Origin of the sequence: Thiocapsa rosea, from assembly GCF_003634315.1 — a bacterium.
Classification (GTDB): Bacteria; Pseudomonadota; Gammaproteobacteria; order Chromatiales; family Chromatiaceae; genus Thiocapsa; species Thiocapsa rosea.
Map to the genome: position 1 here is coordinate 1,363,433 of NZ_RBXL01000001.1, position 15,545 is coordinate 1,378,977.

Here is a 15,545-nt window from a genome sequence, read left to right on the forward strand (position 1 = left end):
CTGATTTTCGAGTGACTTCGACGTTTGGTGCATCCACAGCCATTAGCGGGAACGCGGTTTAAAATAATATATTTTTCAATTTCTTAAACCGCGCCGACTCCAGCGGCCGTCAAGTCTGCCGAGGTCGATCCCATCCAAAAACATCGCATGCCGCGCTGGGTGCGGTTTAAGGGCCAAACAAAAAAGCGGCGGACACCGTTGGGGTGACCACCGCCTTGGATCGGGTATGCACGGGGCCAGAAGCGGTCGGCAGACCGTCTTCGGGTCACGGGGCCGAGGACGCGCTCGCCGGAGCACGCTGCGACCTCGGCTTGCGGACCATCTTACACCTCGAGCTGGAGCCTCAGTTTCTTCATCGCATTCTTCTCGATCTGGCGAATGCGCTCTGCGGACACACCGAACTGCTCGGCAAGCTCATGAAGTGTTTGCTTCTTTTCCGACAACCAACGCTCGCGCAGGATCGTCTTGCTGCGCTCGTCCAGTCCCTTGAGCGCGGAGTAGAGACGATGGTGCTGGTCGCGCTCGGTGTCCTGGCGCTCAAGCAGCTTGGCGGGCTCCATCCGCATGTCGGGTAGATATGTCGAGGGCGCGGAGGGCGAGTCGTCATCGTCGTCTTCCAAACCGTCGAACGACAGATCCTGATTGGCCAACCGAGATTCCATCTGCAGGACGGTCTCTGGCTTCACGCCCAGATCGGCGGCAACGGCCTCGACCTCGTCCTTCGTGAACCAGCCCAGCCGCTTCTTCGCGCTGCGCAGGTTAAAGAAGAGCTTCCGCTGGGCCTTGGTCGTCGCGACCTTCACGATACGCCAGTTCCGCAGGATGTACTCGTGGATCTCAGCCCGGATCCAGTGCACGGCGAAGGAGACGAGACGCACCCCCATGTCCGGCTCGAACCGGCGAACCGCCTTCATCAAACCCACGGTGCCTTCCTGGATCAAATCCGGAAGCGGCAGTCCGTAACCGAGATAACCCCGCGCGATGCGGATCACGAAACGCAGATGGGAGGTGACGAGCCGCTTCGCCGCGTCCATGTCGCCATGGTCGCGCAGCGCAATGGCGAGCGATTTCTCTTCTTCCGGAGTCAGGACCGGAATCTGGTAGGCGCCGCTGATGTATGAGTCGATGGTACCCGTCGGCATGAGAGCGAAGTCTTTGGCCATGATCCAATACCTGAGTTAGTTACCTTGGAAAATATCCTAGCAGTACGCTCGGGATTTTGCCAGCACTTTCGGCGGGGTTTTGGAGGTCAGACCGCGACAAAAGTTCACCAGACTCTAGGAGAGGTTCGCAAATTCGGCAAGACAGACACGTTCAAAATCAAGATCGTATGTTCCGATGATCTTCATCGTCAGCGCTGATGATGATATTTATATCTTAGAATCAATAGAATGCGAAATTAACAAAATTTCACGGAGACGCCTTGAGGGCACATTTCACCCTGAACAATCATGGGATTTAATATCGCGAACCTGTTCAAGGCGTAGACGCCCTATCGCTTCAAAAGACGGTCCGTGAGACCTGAACGCTCCAGGTCCGGAGCCGTGCAAGCCTCCGCATCCGGCAAGACTCCCGCTCACAGATCTCCGCGCTCCCGCACGATCGCAAGTGCACGCTCGGCGTCCAAGACGGCGAGATGAGGCAATGGATCCACACCGGCAGCAACGACAAACTCGGTGAGTTGGTCCCGGATCATGTCGCACAAGGCATCCGCCTGCCAGGGTTTGGCGACGTAGCGGTCGAGTCCGGCCTCGTTGATGGCGCGGATGGTGTCGTCCTGATCGGCCTGGCCCGTCACCAGGACCTTGCGTGCGGCTGCGGTGCGATCGTCGGCCGCGAGGCCGATCAAAAAGTCGACACCGCTGATTCCGGGCAAGCGGTGATCGGCCATCACGAGCGCGAGCCGATCGCCTGCCGCGTCGATCTCATCGATGACCTCCAACGCGGTCGGCACGTCCTCGGCCTCCTCAATGCGCACATGACGCGCGAACAACGCAAGGTCGCGCCTGAGCGCCTCGCGGACCGGGCGCTCGTCCTCCAGAATCAACAGTGCCAGCTTCATGTCTCGATGTCCTCGTCGTCCGGCGGGCCGGCCACCGGCAGCGTTATAGTCACCCGTGTGCAGCCGGGGCGCGAGCTCAGCTCGATTGTGCCGCCATGAGCATCCACGATCCGCCGCGCGATGGCGAGGCCGAGCCCAAGCCCGTAGCGCACGGCACCCTGTTTGGTGGTAAAGCGCGGCTCGAAGACCCGCGGCAGGACCTGCGGATCGATCCCGCGCCCGTTATCGCGAATCTGCACACGCACATGCCGCGCGTCGGGCGCATCCGTGATCAAAGCGATGCGCCCGCCGCCGTCGGGGCCGTCCCCGAGCGCGTCGCGGGCGTTGGCCAGGAGGTTGGTCCAAAGCTGCTCGAGCTCGCCGGGATGGCAGCGAATCGGCGGCAGATCGCCGTAGCGGCGCTCGATCTCGACATCGCGCAGCCGGTGCGCCACGAGACGCAGCGTGTCTTCGAGACCGGCATGCAGATCGACCCCGGCGACCGGCTCGCCCTTGGGACGGGCGTAGGCGCGCAGGCTCGTCACCAGCTCGCACATCCGTCGGGACGCCACCTCGAGGTTGCGCACCGCCGAGCCGATGCCGGCGACCGCTTCGGCCAGATCGAGGCTCGGGGGATCGGCTGCGAGCGCACGCGCCCGGTCGGGGTCCTCGATTCCGGCATCGAACAGACGCTGGGCCAGGCCGATATCGCCGAGGGCCGCTTCGAGATGTCGACGCGCCGCGCGCTCCTCGCGCGTGCTGCGCGGCGCACGGTCGCGCTCGGCCGCGAAGATCTCGCTCGCAAGGCGGCCTTGCGGATGGCTCGCGAGCACACGCTCCAGGTCCTCGCCGACATAAGTCGTCGCGCGCAGCATGGCCGCGACCGGATTGTTGAGCTCATGGGCGATCCCGGTCGCCATCTCGCCGAGGGTGGCGTAGCGCGCCTGCTCGACCAGATCCAAACGGGCCTGCTCGAGCAGGTGCAGCGCCTCGGAGAGCTGTTGCCGCTCACGCTCCAGGACATGATTGAGCTGGGTCTTCTCGACCTGGAGCTGATCGGCGCGACGCAGCCGTTTGGCGAGGGCGCGGATGGAGACCGCCGCCATCGCCGCACCGAGAGAGGCATCCACAGCCAGCGCGCGATCGAGCTGCTCGAAGGAGAGATGCACGACCTCGACCTCGGTCGTCGCACGCGCCGTGAAGAAGGCGCGCTGCTGTTGGGCCAGCGACAGCAGGCCGACAACGGACCCGGTCGAGTCGTGGTGGAGCCGCAGATCCCCGGTCGGCGAGGCGTGGTCGAGCGCGACCCTGCCGCGCAGCACGACCAGGACGGCGTCCACATCGACGCCCTCGTGGATCAGGCGTGTCCCGGCCGGCAGGAGCAAACGCGGGCGCGGACCCAGAACGCGCTCGACCCCGGCGAGCAGTTGGGTGGCCACCTCGTGCGTATCTAGCTCGAGCAGTCGCAGCAGATCGCTCTCGGGCTGCGCAACCGGGCGTCCGTCGACCGCCACGAGCGCCCGGGTGCGCGGATCGGTCGGTCGGTGCGTGCTCAGCCAGCGCACCGTTTGAGCCCGCGCGTGCCAGGCGAGGATGCCGGGCGACCACGGGCAGGTCATCACGGCATGCAGCCGGTCGCGGTCGACCGAGAGCGACAGATCATCGTGAAGCACTCGGTCGGTCAGGAGGAGGACGCTCGCCCGGCGCAGGACCGCCTGCTCGTCCAGGGTCGCGATGCGCGTGTCGACTGACTCGGGCTGCGCGGTCGAAGCCGCCATGAGGACGAGAGGTACGACCCGCTCGGGATGCGCTGCCACCAAGGCGCAAGCCTCCACGACATCGGCGATCCTGGCCACCTCCGCGATGTCGGCCACCCCGCGCGCGACCTCCTCCTCGACCGAACCGGCCAAGGGCTCGGGTGCCACGATCAAAACCCACAGGGGAGAGAGGCGATCGCCCGTCGGTGCTCGCTGCGCTCCTGCGCGATCAGCGGACTCGGTCACAACAGGCCCAGGACGCCCCAGAGCGTCGGCATCACCAGCGCCAGGAGGAGCGCACCGAAGCCACCGATGGCGATGCCGCTGACGACCATTTCCCGTGTCGGCACCTCGCCGGTCGCGTAAGCGACCGCGTTCGGCGGCGTGGAGATCGGCAAGGCCATAGCCAGCGCGCAGGCGAGCGCAACCATCACGCCGACCGCGGTCGGATCGATCGGCAGCCCGATCGCCAGGCTCAGCGCCAAGGGGACCAGCAGGTTCGCAGTCGCCGAGTTCGAGATCACGGTGGAAAGTCCGACCGAGACACCCACCAACAGCAGCAGCAAGATCGTCAACGGCAGGGCATCCCAGGCGACCAAACCGACCAGCCAGGCATCCAAACCGCTGTTGCCGATCCCGGCACCCAGCGCGATCCCGCCGGCGACCAGCCAAAGCACCGGCCATTGCAGACGTCGGATGTCGTCGGCGCCCATGACCTGGGTTGCGAGCAGCGCGACGACCGGAAGGAAACCGACCGTCGAGGAAGAGATACCGTGGAAGGGCTCGGTCAACCAGAGCAGCACCGTGGCACCGGCGATCACGTAGAAGAGGATCGCGGCGGGCGAGTGGTCGAAGTCGGCCGAGAGCTGGAGCGTCAACGGGGTATCCGCGGCGATGTAGCGACGCGTCAGAAACCACCAGGCAAAGAGCAACACCACCAGCATCAGCGGGACCGCCAGGAGCATCCAGCCGACGAACGAGACCCCCTGGCCCGATGCCTCCAGAGCACCCAGCGCGATGGCGTTGGGTGGAGAGCCAACCGGGGTTCCGATCCCGCCGACGTTCGCTGCGACCGGAATCGACAAGGCCACGCCGGTGCGGGCGGGTCCGGCCGGCAGCGCCGCCAGGATCGGGATGACGACCGCGAACATGGTGGCCGCGGTCGCCGTGTTGGAGACGAACATCGAGAGCAGCGCCGTGATCGCCATGAGCCCGAGCACCGAGGAGCGGGCGTTGCCGGCGAAGGGCCGCAGCATCACGGCCGCGAGGCTGCGATCCAGCCCGAATTTGTGGGCGCCGTCCGCAATCAGAAAACCGCCGAGAAAGAGGATGATGACCGGATTCGCCAAGGCCGCGAAATAGCTCGCCGCGGACGGTAGCGGACCAACGCCGCCGACTAGCGCCTGATCCGAGAGCATCAGGACCTGAAGCAGGATCACCAGCATCGCCGTGGCATAGAGGGGAATCGCCTCCGTCACCCAGAGCAGGATCGCAAGCAGGAAGATCGCCAGCATCCGATGTCCGGCCGGCTCCAAGCCCGGGATCTCGACCAGGAGCGGCACCACGAAGGCGATCGAGCCCAGGAGCAACCCGAGACGCTGCACAGGGGTGGGACGCGGCAAGCTGACGCGCGGTCGCGCAATCGGGGTCGACATGGGTAAGAACGTCCTGATTTCGGGGTTTGAGCCGGATCTAAACCGCGCCCGGTGCGGTATGCGATGTTTTTGGACGGGATCGGCCCCGGCAGACTTGACGGCCGCTGGCACCGGCGCGGTTTAACATACTAAAAAATATATCATTTTAAAACACGGTCCCGCTCGTGACCGTGGATGCACCAAACGGGGAGTCCGAAGATGAGTGCATCCCGGAACCGAGGCGGAGACGCAGGATTGCCGTTCTCATCTTCAACACTCCTAAACCGCGCCAGCTCCGACACCGAAGGTTCCGGCCGCGGCCGATCCAACCCAAAAACATCGCATACCGCACCGGGCGCGGTTTAGCCCGGCTCGGCGCCGCGCAGATGACGGTTCACGGCGATCCAGCTGCCGATCAGACCGAAGAGCATACTCCCGGAGAGGATCACCAGCATCGCCAATGGTCCCAGGCCGGTGAGCGGAAATTCGCTCCGATAGAGGGTCGCCAAGCGCGAGACCGGTTGCTGGAGCAGTACGACGGCGATGGTCACCAGGAACCAAGCGGTCAGGCCGCCGAGCAGGCCGTACCAAGCCCCGGCGTAGAGAAACGGACGACGGATGAAGGCCCCGGTCGCGCCGACCAGCTCCATGATCTCGATCTCGATGCGCCGGTTCAGGATCTCGAGCCGGATGGTGTTGCCGACGATCAACAAGACACCGAGACCCAGGAGCCCGCCGAGCAGCAGAACCGCACGCTGCGCCAAGTCGAGGATCGCCTGGAAGCGCTGCAGCCAGAGCGTATCCATCCGCGCGAAGTCCGCCTCCGGCAGTGTCATCAATTCGTCGTGCAGCGCCTGCAACCGCTCGGGCGCGGAAGATGCGGCGCGCGGATAGAGGGCGAGGACGGCCGGCAGCGGGTTGCTCTTGAGCTGGGACAAGGCGTCCTCGAATCCGCCGAGTGCCCGAAACTCGTTGAGCGCCTGCTCGCGACTGATCAGATGGACCTGGGCGAGCTCGGGGCGAGCGCGCAACTGCTCCGCCAACCGCGCGGCCCCGGCATCGTCGACATCCTGTTTCAGAAACAGCGAGATGGCTGCCGCCTGGTCCCAGCCGCCGGCCATGGTGCGCAGGTTCTCCGTCACGACGAAGAGCGCGGCCGGCAAGGCCAGCGAGATCCCGATCACCGCGATCGTCATCCCGGTCGGCAGCGGCGTACGCATGAGGCGCCCCAGGGTCGCGACCGCGCTCTGCAGATGCCTGTTCGCCCAAAGCCCGGGCATGTCCAGCAGACGCGGACCGCTGCGGCGGTGCGGCGTGCGCTTGGACGTCTTGGGCTCGGCCGTCTTGGGCTTGGCCGTCTTGGGCTTGGCCATGCTTACCAGGTCCCCGAGTCGTTGGCCAATCGCCCGTCGGCGAGGGTGATGGTTCGATACGGCATGGACATGACGAGACCCAGGTCATGGGTGGCGATCAAGAGGGTCACGCCGACCTGATGGAAGCGCTCGAAGAGACCGAAGATCTCGCGCGAGAGGTCGGGGTCGAGGTTTCCCGTCGGCTCGTCCGCCAGCACCAGCGGCGGACGCCCGACCACGGCGCGCGCGATGCCGACGCGTTGCTGCTCCCCGCCCGAGAGTGCAACCGGGGTGGCCCGCTCGCGCGAGAGCAGACCCACTTGGTCGAGCGCGGCCCGGACCCGCCGGCCGATTTCCCGCTGCCCGAGTCCGGCGACGACCAGCGGCAGGGCGACATTGTCGAAGACGCTGCGGTCCGGGAGCAATCGATGATCCTGGAAGATCATCCCCACCTCGCGGCGGTGATAGGGGATCTTGCGTCTGGGCAGGGCGGCGAGATTGCGGCCGTTGACGATCACCTGGCCGCGCGTCGGCCGCTCGAGCAGCCCGATCAGGCGCAGCAGTGTACTCTTGCCGGCGCCCGAGTGCCCGGTGAGGAAGGCCATCTCCCCGGCCTCCATCTCGAAGCTGAGATCGCTCAGCGCCTCGCCGCGTTCCGGATAGCGCTTGAAGACGTGCTCGAAAGAGATCACGGCCCCGCCTCCTCAGCTCAGCAAGGCATCGAGGAATTCGTCGGCGTCGAAGGGGCGCAAGTCATCGATGGTCTCGCCGACGCCGATGAAACGAATGGGAACCTTCAGACGGTCCGCGATCGCGAAAAGGATCCCGCCCTTTGCCGTGCCGTCGAGCTTGGTCAGCGTAATCCCCGTCAAACCGATCGCCTGATGGAAATGGATCGCCTGGCTGAGCGCGTTCTGACCGGTCGTCGCATCCACGACCAGCATGACCTCGTGGGGCGCATCGGGGTCGATCTTCTTCATGACGCGAGCGACCTTGGCCAGCTCCTCCATCAGGTTGGATTTGGTGTGCAACCGCCCGGCCGTATCGGCGATCAGGACATCGGCGCCGCGCGCCGTGGCCGCCTGCAGGGCATCGAAGATGACGGATGCCGAATCCGCCCCGGTCTGCTGCGCGACCACGCTCACCCGGTTGCGCTCGCCCCAGGTCTGGAGCTGCTCGACCGCCGCCGCGCGGAAGGTATCGCCGGCGGCCAGGATGACGCTGTTGCCCTCCTCCTGCAGCCGCTTGGCGAGCTTGCCGATCGTGGTGGTCTTGCCCGCACCGTTGACCCCGACCATAAGGATGACCTGGGGGCGACCGGCTGCAGGCTGACGAACCGGGGCATCGGCCGCCAGCAGGACGGCGCGCAACTCGCCCTTGAGCGCCCGGAGCAGTGCCTGCGGGTCGGCGAGCGATTTGCGCTTCACGCGGCTCGCCAGATCCTCCATGATGCGGGCGGTCGTGGGGACACCGACGTCGGCCGTGAGCAACAGGGTCTCGAGCTCCTCCATGAGATCGTCGTCGATGCGCTTGCGACCGATGAAGAGCGTCCCGAGACCGTCGCCGAGCGTCTCGCGGGTCCGCGTCAAGCGCTCGCGAAGTCGCGAGAGGACGCCGGATTTCTTCTCCGTTGAATCCTCTTGAACGCGAACCGGGGCGGGGGCAGCAACAGGCTCGGGAGCACGCGTCTCGACAGCCGGCGACGCAGACGCGCTCGGCATGTTCGCCTCGACCGGTTGGCGATTGGATCGAAACCACCCGCCCCGCTTGGGTAGCGGCTCGGACTCGACCGACCCGGAATGGACCGCGGATTGGGCCGACGACGCCTCGGCCACCAAGGCCGACGCGTCGGAGCCGCCGAGGCCGATTGACGGCTCGGCGGCAGCCGACTGATCCGACTCCGGCAACGCGGCTTTCCTGTGCTTTTTTCCGAAACCGAACATAACGACATGCCTGAAGGGGGGAGAGAAACAGCGAGGGGCAGACGAGCGATCCGTCGAGCACTCGACGGTGACTGCGATACAACGCCAGACGAGGCCGCTCCGCCCGTGTGGACGCAATGCTATCAGATCGCCGCGGCCAGATCCCCCAAGCCTCGCCCGTCGCGGGGTGAACCCGGTCTTAAACAGCGCCGTCTCCAGCGGTCGTCAAATCCGCCGGGGCCGATCTCATCCAAAAACATCGCATACCGCTCTGGGCGCGGCTTAACAAACCGTCATCTCCGGGAACTACCAAGGCCCCGTCTCTGCCCCAACATCGCCCGCAGCGGTTTTTCGCCTTCCGATTAAACCGCGTCCAGAGCGAGATGCCCGTTTTCGAGTGAGTTCGATGTTTCGTGCATCTACAGCCATCAGCAGAGACGCAGTTTAAAATGATATATTTTTTAATCTCTTAAACCGCGCCAACTCTAGCGCTCGTCACGTCTGCCGGGGCCGATCCCATCCAAAAACATCGCATACCGCGCTGGACGCGGTTTACATCCGACCGGAGTCTTCATGCACCGAATTCTTTTAGGCTTGCTCTTGTGTCTGCCGACGCTGACGCTGTCGGCGGCAGAGACCGTCCATGAACGCACGCTCGACAACGGGCTCAAGGTCCTGGTCAAACCGGACCGGCGAGCCCCGATCCTCATCTCGCAGGTCTGGTACAAGGTGGGATCGAGCTACGAGTACGGCGGGATCACCGGGATATCGCACCTGCTCGAGCACATGATGTTCAAGGGGACCGAGCGGCTCGCCCCGGGTGAGTTCTCGCGCATCATCGCGGAGAACGGCGGGGAGGAGAACGCCTTCACCGGGCGTGACTACACCGCCTATTTCCAGTCGCTCGCAAACGACCGACTGGAGATCGCCTTCGAGCTCGAGGCCGAGCGCATGCGCAATCTCGCCTTGGATCAGGAGGAGTTCGTCAAGGAGTTGGAGGTCGTCAAGGAGGAGCGCCGCACCCGCACGGACGACAACCCCCAGTCCCTGACCTTCGAGCGCTTCAACGCCGTCGCCTACGTCGCCTCGCCCTACCGAATCCCCGTGATCGGCTGGTCCGGCGATCTGGAGCAGGCAAGCGTCGAGGACCTGCGCGACTGGTACCGTCTCTGGTATGCCCCGAACAACGCGACCCTGGTGGTCGCAGGCGATGTCGATCCGCAGGAGGTCTTCCGGTTGGCCGAGAAGCACTTCGGCCCGCTCGAGCCCGAGCGGATCCGGGCTCCCAAGATGCAACCCGAGCCCGAGCAGCTCGGGGCCAAGCGGATCGTCGTGAAGGCGCCCGCGCAAGAGCCCTACCTCCTGATGGGCTACAAGGCGCCGGCCCTGATCGACGCCGAAGAGGCCTGGGAGCCGTACGCCTTCGAGGTCTTGACCTCGGTCCTGGACGGAGGGAGCAGTGCACGGCTGGAGCGCGAGCTGGTGCGCGGCAGCCAGGTTGCCTCCTCGGCGAGCGCGAGCTACAGCGCCTTCGGTCGCCTGCCGGGCATGTTTATGTTGAGCGGCGTGCCGGCCAAGGGCCAAACGATCGAGCAGGTCGAAGCGGCCTTGCTCGCGCAGATCGAGCGCGTCCGAACCGATCTCGTCGACGAGCGCGAGATGGAGCGCGTGCGCAATCAACTGATCGCCGATAAGGTCTACGAGCGCGACTCTCTCTTCTACCAAGCCATGGTCCTCGGCCAACTCGAGACGGTGGGACTGGGTTGGGAACTCGCCGAGACCTATGTCGACAAACTTGCGGCGGTCACCCCGGAGCAGGTCCGCGCCGTTGCGCAGAAGTATCTGGTCCCCGAGAAGCTCACCGTCGGTATCCTGGATCCGCAGCCGATGGACGACAACCAAACCGCGCGCGCACCGGTTGCGCTGGAGATGCAGACCAATGTGCATTGATCCCCGCCGATTCTCCGTCTGGTCGAGCGCACTTCTGCTGTGCGCCGCAGGGACGCTTCAGGCCGCCCCCGAGATTCAGACGTGGCAGGCCGCGAGCGGCGCCCGCGTGCTCTTCGTGGCCTCGCCCGAGCTGCCGATGGTCGACGTGAACCTGGTCTTCGACGCGGGCAGCGCCCGCGACGGCGAGCGCTCGGGCCTGGCGTCCATGACGGCCGGCATGCTGACGCAGGGTGCGGGTGACTGGGACGCCGACGCGATCGCGGCACGGCTCGAAGACGTCGGCGCCAAACTCGGCGCCAGCACGGATCGGGACAAGACCACGGTGTCGCTGCGTACCCTCACCCGACAGCCGGCAATGGATACGGCCGTGGAAACGCTCGCGACCCTGGTGAGCAACCCGAGCTTTGCGGATGCGGATCTCGAGCGGGAGCGTCGCAATCAGCTCATCGCACTGCGCCAGGCCGAGGAGTCGCCGCGCACCGTCGGGCAGAAGGCGCTCTATCGCAAGATCTTCGGCACTCATCCCTACGCGGCGGACCCGTCCGGTACGGCCGAGACGGTCACGGCGATCACGCGCGAGGATCTGGTCGACTTCCATCGGCGCCACTACACCGGGGCCAACCTGGTGCTGGCGATCGTCGGCGCGCTCGACCGCCCGCAAGCCGAGGCGCTCGCCGAGCGGATCACCGCCGGACTTCCACAGGGCGAGCGGCCGGCGCCCCTGCCGGAGGTGGCGGATCTGGAGGCCGCGGTGACCGAGCAGATCGCCTTCCCGTCCAGCCAGACCACCGTGGTGGCCGGTCAACCCGGCATGCGTCGCGGCGATCCTGACTATTTCACCCTGTACGTGGGCAACCACATCCTCGGCGGCAGCGGTCTGGTCTCGCTGCTGATGGAGGAAATCCGCGAGAAGCGCGGGCTCTCCTACAGCACCTACAGCTATTTCCTGCCTTTGGCGCAGCCCGGCCCTTTCCTAATGGGCTTGCAGACCAAAAACGATCAGGCCGACCAGGCACGGGAGGTCATGCTCGACACCCTGCGTCGCTTCATCGCGTCGGGACCGAGCGAGGCGGAGCTGACCGCAGCGAAGAAGAACATCACCGGTGGGTTCCCGCTGCGGATCGCGAGCAACTCGGACATCGTCGGATATCTTGCCGTGATCGGCTTCTACGACCTGCCGCTGGACTATCTCGACCGCTTCACCGACCGCATCGAGGCGGTGACGGCCGAGCAGATCAAGGATGCCTTTTCGCGTCGGCTCCATCCGGATCGGCTGGCCATCGTGGTGGTCGGGGGCAGCACCGAGCAAACCGCGCGTGTCGGTGACGAAGATTAGTGCCCCGTTCAACCTTATTTTTCATGCTCAGCGAGGCGAGAAGCGTTCAGCGGCTAGGCGCGCGAGTGAAGGAAGAGTGGCCCTCTTGCAAACTCGCGCAACAACGGCGCTGAGCGCTTCTCGCCTCGCCCTACGGGAGCCCCCCAAAGGCGCCAGGGCGGCGTTACAGCCCTTGGAGATAGGACCCACTATTCCCCGCGGCCTGTGCCTTGCCCTGACGCCTTTGGGGGGCTCTGAGCATGCAAAATAAGGTGGAACGGGGCACTCGGGGCGAGCTGCGGATCATCGGCGGTCGCTATCGCGGCCGCCGCCTGCCGATCCCGAGCGAGACCGGGCTGCGACCGACGCCCGATCGCGTGCGCGAAACCCTGTTCAACTGGCTGGCACCGGTGATTCCCGGGGCGCGCTGTCTCGATGTCTTTGCCGGGAGCGGCGCTCTGGGATTCGAGGCGGTCTCGCGCGGCGCGGGCGAGGTGGTTCTGATCGAGCAGTCCGCGCCGGTCGCGCGCCAGCTCGAAGCCAACGCCCGTCGACTGGGGGCTGAAGAGACGCGGATCGTGCGCGGCAATGCCATCCGCTGGCTCGAAGGCTCGGATCAGCCGTTCGATATCGTCTTCCTCGACCCGCCCTTCGACGAGGCGCTTTGGGCACCCGCGATCGAGCGCTTGGACGGCCGCGGCTGGCTCAAGCCGGGCGGGCGCGTCTATTTGGAGGCCCCGGCGCGGATCGGGTTTCCGGATCTGCCGGCGAACTGGGACCTCGTTCGTGACAAGACGGCCGGGGAGGTGCGCTACGGGCTCGTGATCGTCGGCGCGGATGCCGAAACCACATGACTCCTACCCAAGCCTCCGCTGTGGTATCGTGCGGGCCGCCGACGGCCCCGGGGGCCTGCGGGCCTTCATCCGAGCGAGGACACGGGTTTGCGACGCGTGGTTTATCCGGGGACATTCGATCCCGTCACTAATGGTCATACCGATCTGATCCTGCGCGCCGCGCGACTGTTCGACCGCGTGATCGTCGCCGTCGCGGTGGATACCGGCAAGACGCCGCTGTTCTCGACCGACGAGCGCGTGGCTTTGGTTCGAGAGGCACTCGGGCCGCGTGAGAACGTCGAGGTGGTTCCCTTCAACGGGCTCCTCGTGGAATTTACTCGGCAGCTCGGCGTCAGTGTCATCATGCGTGGCTTGCGGGCGGTCTCGGACTTCGAGTACGAGTTCCAGCTCGCCGGTATGAACCGACGCATGGCGCCGGACATCGAAACCCTGTTTCTCACGCCGGCCGAGACTTACTCCTACATCTCCTCCTCGCTGGTACGCGAGATCGCTCGACTCGGCGGGGATGTCTCGACCTTCGTGGCGCCTGCGGTGCAGGCTGCACTGAACGAGCGGTTTGGATAAGATCCGCGCATCCCCATACAGCCCTTTGGGTTCAGCTACCCTAAACCCCTCGACCAGGAGTGATTTCATGGCCCTGATTATTACCGACGAGTGCATCAACTGCGATGTGTGCGAGCCCGAGTGCCCGAACGGCGCCATCTCGCAAGGCGACGAGATCTATGTCATCGAGGCCAGCCTCTGCACCGAGTGCGTCGGTCATTACGAGACCTCGCAGTGTGTCGAGGTCTGCCCGGTCGACTGCATCATCAAGGACCCGGATCACGAGGAGACCGAGGAGGAGCTTCGGGCCAAGTATGAGCACATCACCGGGGAGAGCTGACGTCGCCCGAAGCGTCGCAGGCCGTCGCCGCGCCCTGTGGCTCGGCGGCTTAGGGTTCGCGGCTCTCCTGCTCGCATCCGCGGGGGTCCGAGCCGCCTGTGACGGACCGCAGGTCCGTCCTGCTCAGGCCGCGATCGCCTCTGCCCACCCTTTGGCGACCGAGGCCGGCCTTAAGATTCTCGACGCCGGAGGCAACGCCTTCGATGCCGCCGTCGCCGTCACTGCAGCCTTGGCTGTCGTCGAGCCCTACGGCTCCGGGTTCGGCGGCGGGGGCTTCTGGCTCCTTCATCGCGCACACGATTGCCACGAGACCATGCTTGACGGACGCGAGCGTGCACCGCTGGCGGCCCATCGCGACCTCTTTCTCGACGACGCCGGGCAATTCGTCCCCGAGTCTGCCCTTGTCGGCCCCCTATCGGCGGGTATTCCCGGCACACCGGCCGGGCTCGTACAACTCGCCGAGGGCTACGGACGCCTCCCGTTGGCGCAGACCCTCGCTCCGGCGGTCGGTCTCGCGCGCGATGGGTTCGACATCGGCGACGGGTATCGACGGGTGGCCGCATGGCGTCTGTCGGCCTTGCGTGCCTCGCCGGCAGGAGCCGCTCAGTTCCTGGTCGACGACGAGGTCCCGCCCCGCGGGCACCGTCTGCGTCAGCCGGATCTCGCCGACACACTCGAGCGCCTCGCGAGTGGCGGCCATGCGGGCTTCTATGCCGGCGAGACCGCGGAGCGCCTGGTGTCAGGCGTGCGTGCCGCGGGCGGGATCTGGACGCTCGAGGACCTTGCCGAATACCGGGCCGTGGAGCGCGAGCCGATCGTCGCGCAGTTTCGCGGCTGGCGTCTCGTCAGTGCCGCACCGCCCTCCTCCGGAGGCGTGCTGCTCGTCCAAATCCTCAACATGCTCTCCGCGATCGAGCCGCAACCGGAATCCGACACCCAGCGGGTCCATGCGCTTACCGAGACGATGCGCCGGGCCTATCGCGACCGCGCCCGCTATCTCGGCGACCCCGATCATGTGGAGATGCCGATCGAGCGTCTGACGCATCCGCACTACGCCGCCGGCCTGATCCGCGATTTCGATCCGACCCGAGCCACCCCGAGCACGACCCCAGAGACCGATGTGCCCGCCTCCGAGGGCCGCGACACCACCCATTTCTCGATCCTCGATCGCGAGGGCAACCGGGTTGCAGCGACGCTCAGCATCAACTATCCCTTTGGCTCCGGATTCGTCCCGCCCGGCACCGGTGTCTTGCTGAACGACGAGATGGACGATTTCTCCGCACAACCCGGTGTGGCGAACGCCTACGGCTTGGTCGGCGGGGAGGCCAACGCCATCGCCCCCGGCAAGCGCATGCTCTCGAGCATGTCGCCGACCTTTCTGGAGTCGTCCGAGACGGTCGCCATCCTGGGCACACCCGGCGGCAGCCGCATCATCACCATGGTGCTGCAGGGTGTTCTGGGGGCTGTGGACGGGGTCCCGCTCGAGGACTGGATCGCGCGACCGCGTATCCATCATCAGTACCTTCCGGACCGACTCGAGTTCGAATCGGGTGCACTGAGCCCGGCCGAACAACGCGATCTCACGGCGATGGGGCATCGCCTCGAGCTGCTGATCCGCCCCATCGGGGACATGCAGGCGATCCTCTGGGATCGCGCGAACGGGCAAGTGAAGGCCGCGAGCGATCCGCGCGGTGCCGGACACGCCGAGGTTCGGTGAATCCGGCGGATCGGGCGGTCAGGTCCGAATTGTTTTTTGCCACGCAGACCGGATGCTAAAGGGTTGCTGTCGAGTCCCGAATCGCCACAATGATTACGTCAATTCACCTATCGAGGAGTC

At 65.7% G+C, this 15,545-nt stretch carries 13 protein-coding genes; 6 read left to right on the forward strand and 7 right to left on the reverse strand.

Annotated elements, in window-relative coordinates; translation table 11 throughout:
* Positions 1-323 precede the first annotated feature (323 nt).
* The 7 genes from rpoH to ftsY form a co-directional block, all read right to left on the reverse strand.
* Complete coding sequence (rpoH, locus tag BDD21_RS06270) at positions 324-1,163, reverse strand: RNA polymerase sigma factor RpoH (protein WP_120796421.1); 840 nt, start codon at positions 1,161-1,163, stop codon at positions 324-326.
* A gap of 413 nt (positions 1,164-1,576) precedes the next feature.
* Complete coding sequence (locus tag BDD21_RS06275; protein WP_120796422.1) at positions 1,577-2,062, reverse strand: response regulator; 486 nt, start codon at positions 2,060-2,062, stop codon at positions 1,577-1,579.
* The gene (locus BDD21_RS06280) at positions 2,059-3,966 is read right to left on the reverse strand and encodes an ATP-binding protein (protein ID WP_147431001.1); all 1,908 of its coding nucleotides are present in this window, start codon (positions 3,964-3,966) and stop codon (positions 2,059-2,061) included. The genes BDD21_RS06275 and BDD21_RS06280 overlap by 4 nt, the downstream gene beginning before the upstream one ends.
* 74 nt (positions 3,967-4,040) lie before the next feature.
* Complete coding sequence (locus BDD21_RS06285; RefSeq protein ID WP_120796424.1) at positions 4,041-5,453, reverse strand: SLC13 family permease; 1,413 nt, start codon at positions 5,451-5,453, stop codon at positions 4,041-4,043.
* A gap of 341 nt (positions 5,454-5,794) precedes the next feature.
* Positions 5,795-6,805 (reverse strand): permease-like cell division protein FtsX, encoded by a 1,011-nt coding sequence (gene ftsX / locus BDD21_RS06290; protein WP_120796425.1) that lies wholly within the window; start codon positions 6,803-6,805, stop codon positions 5,795-5,797.
* A gap of 2 nt (positions 6,806-6,807) precedes the next feature.
* Positions 6,808-7,476: a cell division ATP-binding protein FtsE gene (ftsE, locus tag BDD21_RS06295; RefSeq protein ID WP_120796426.1), complete on the reverse strand. Its 669-nt coding sequence runs from the start codon at positions 7,474-7,476 to the stop codon at positions 6,808-6,810.
* Between the two features lie 12 nt (positions 7,477-7,488).
* Entirely contained in the window at positions 7,489-8,727 is a 1,239-nt protein-coding gene (ftsY, locus tag BDD21_RS06300) for a signal recognition particle-docking protein FtsY (RefSeq protein WP_120796427.1), read from the reverse strand.
* Positions 8,728-9,279: 552 nt separating this feature from the next.
* On the opposite strand from ftsY, the gene BDD21_RS06305 reads away from it, so the two are divergent.
* The 6 genes from BDD21_RS06305 (at position 9,280) to ggt (ending at position 15,425) form a co-directional block, all read left to right on the forward strand.
* Positions 9,280-10,656 carry a M16 family metallopeptidase gene (locus BDD21_RS06305; RefSeq protein WP_120796428.1) on the forward strand — a complete coding sequence of 459 codons (1,377 nt, stop codon included), beginning with the start codon at positions 9,280-9,282 and terminating at the stop codon, positions 10,654-10,656.
* Entirely contained in the window at positions 10,646-11,992 is a 1,347-nt protein-coding gene (locus BDD21_RS06310) for a M16 family metallopeptidase (protein ID WP_120796429.1), read from the forward strand. The genes BDD21_RS06305 and BDD21_RS06310 overlap by 11 nt, the downstream gene beginning before the upstream one ends.
* 239 nt (positions 11,993-12,231) lie before the next feature.
* Positions 12,232-12,825, forward strand: coding sequence for a 16S rRNA (guanine(966)-N(2))-methyltransferase RsmD (rsmD, locus tag BDD21_RS06315; RefSeq protein ID WP_120796430.1), 594 nt, complete (start codon positions 12,232-12,234; stop codon positions 12,823-12,825).
* 87 nt (positions 12,826-12,912) lie between these two features.
* Positions 12,913-13,389, forward strand: coding sequence for a pantetheine-phosphate adenylyltransferase (gene coaD, locus BDD21_RS06320; protein WP_120796431.1), 477 nt, complete (start codon positions 12,913-12,915; stop codon positions 13,387-13,389).
* 67 nt (positions 13,390-13,456) lie between these two features.
* Complete coding sequence (locus BDD21_RS06325) at positions 13,457-13,708, forward strand: YfhL family 4Fe-4S dicluster ferredoxin (protein WP_120796432.1); 252 nt, start codon at positions 13,457-13,459, stop codon at positions 13,706-13,708.
* Positions 13,683-15,425, forward strand: a complete 1,743-nt coding sequence (gene ggt, locus BDD21_RS06330; RefSeq protein ID WP_120796433.1) for a gamma-glutamyltransferase — start codon at positions 13,683-13,685, stop codon at positions 15,423-15,425. Before BDD21_RS06325 ends, ggt begins: the two co-directional genes overlap by 26 nt.
* Positions 15,426-15,545 lie beyond the last annotated feature (120 nt).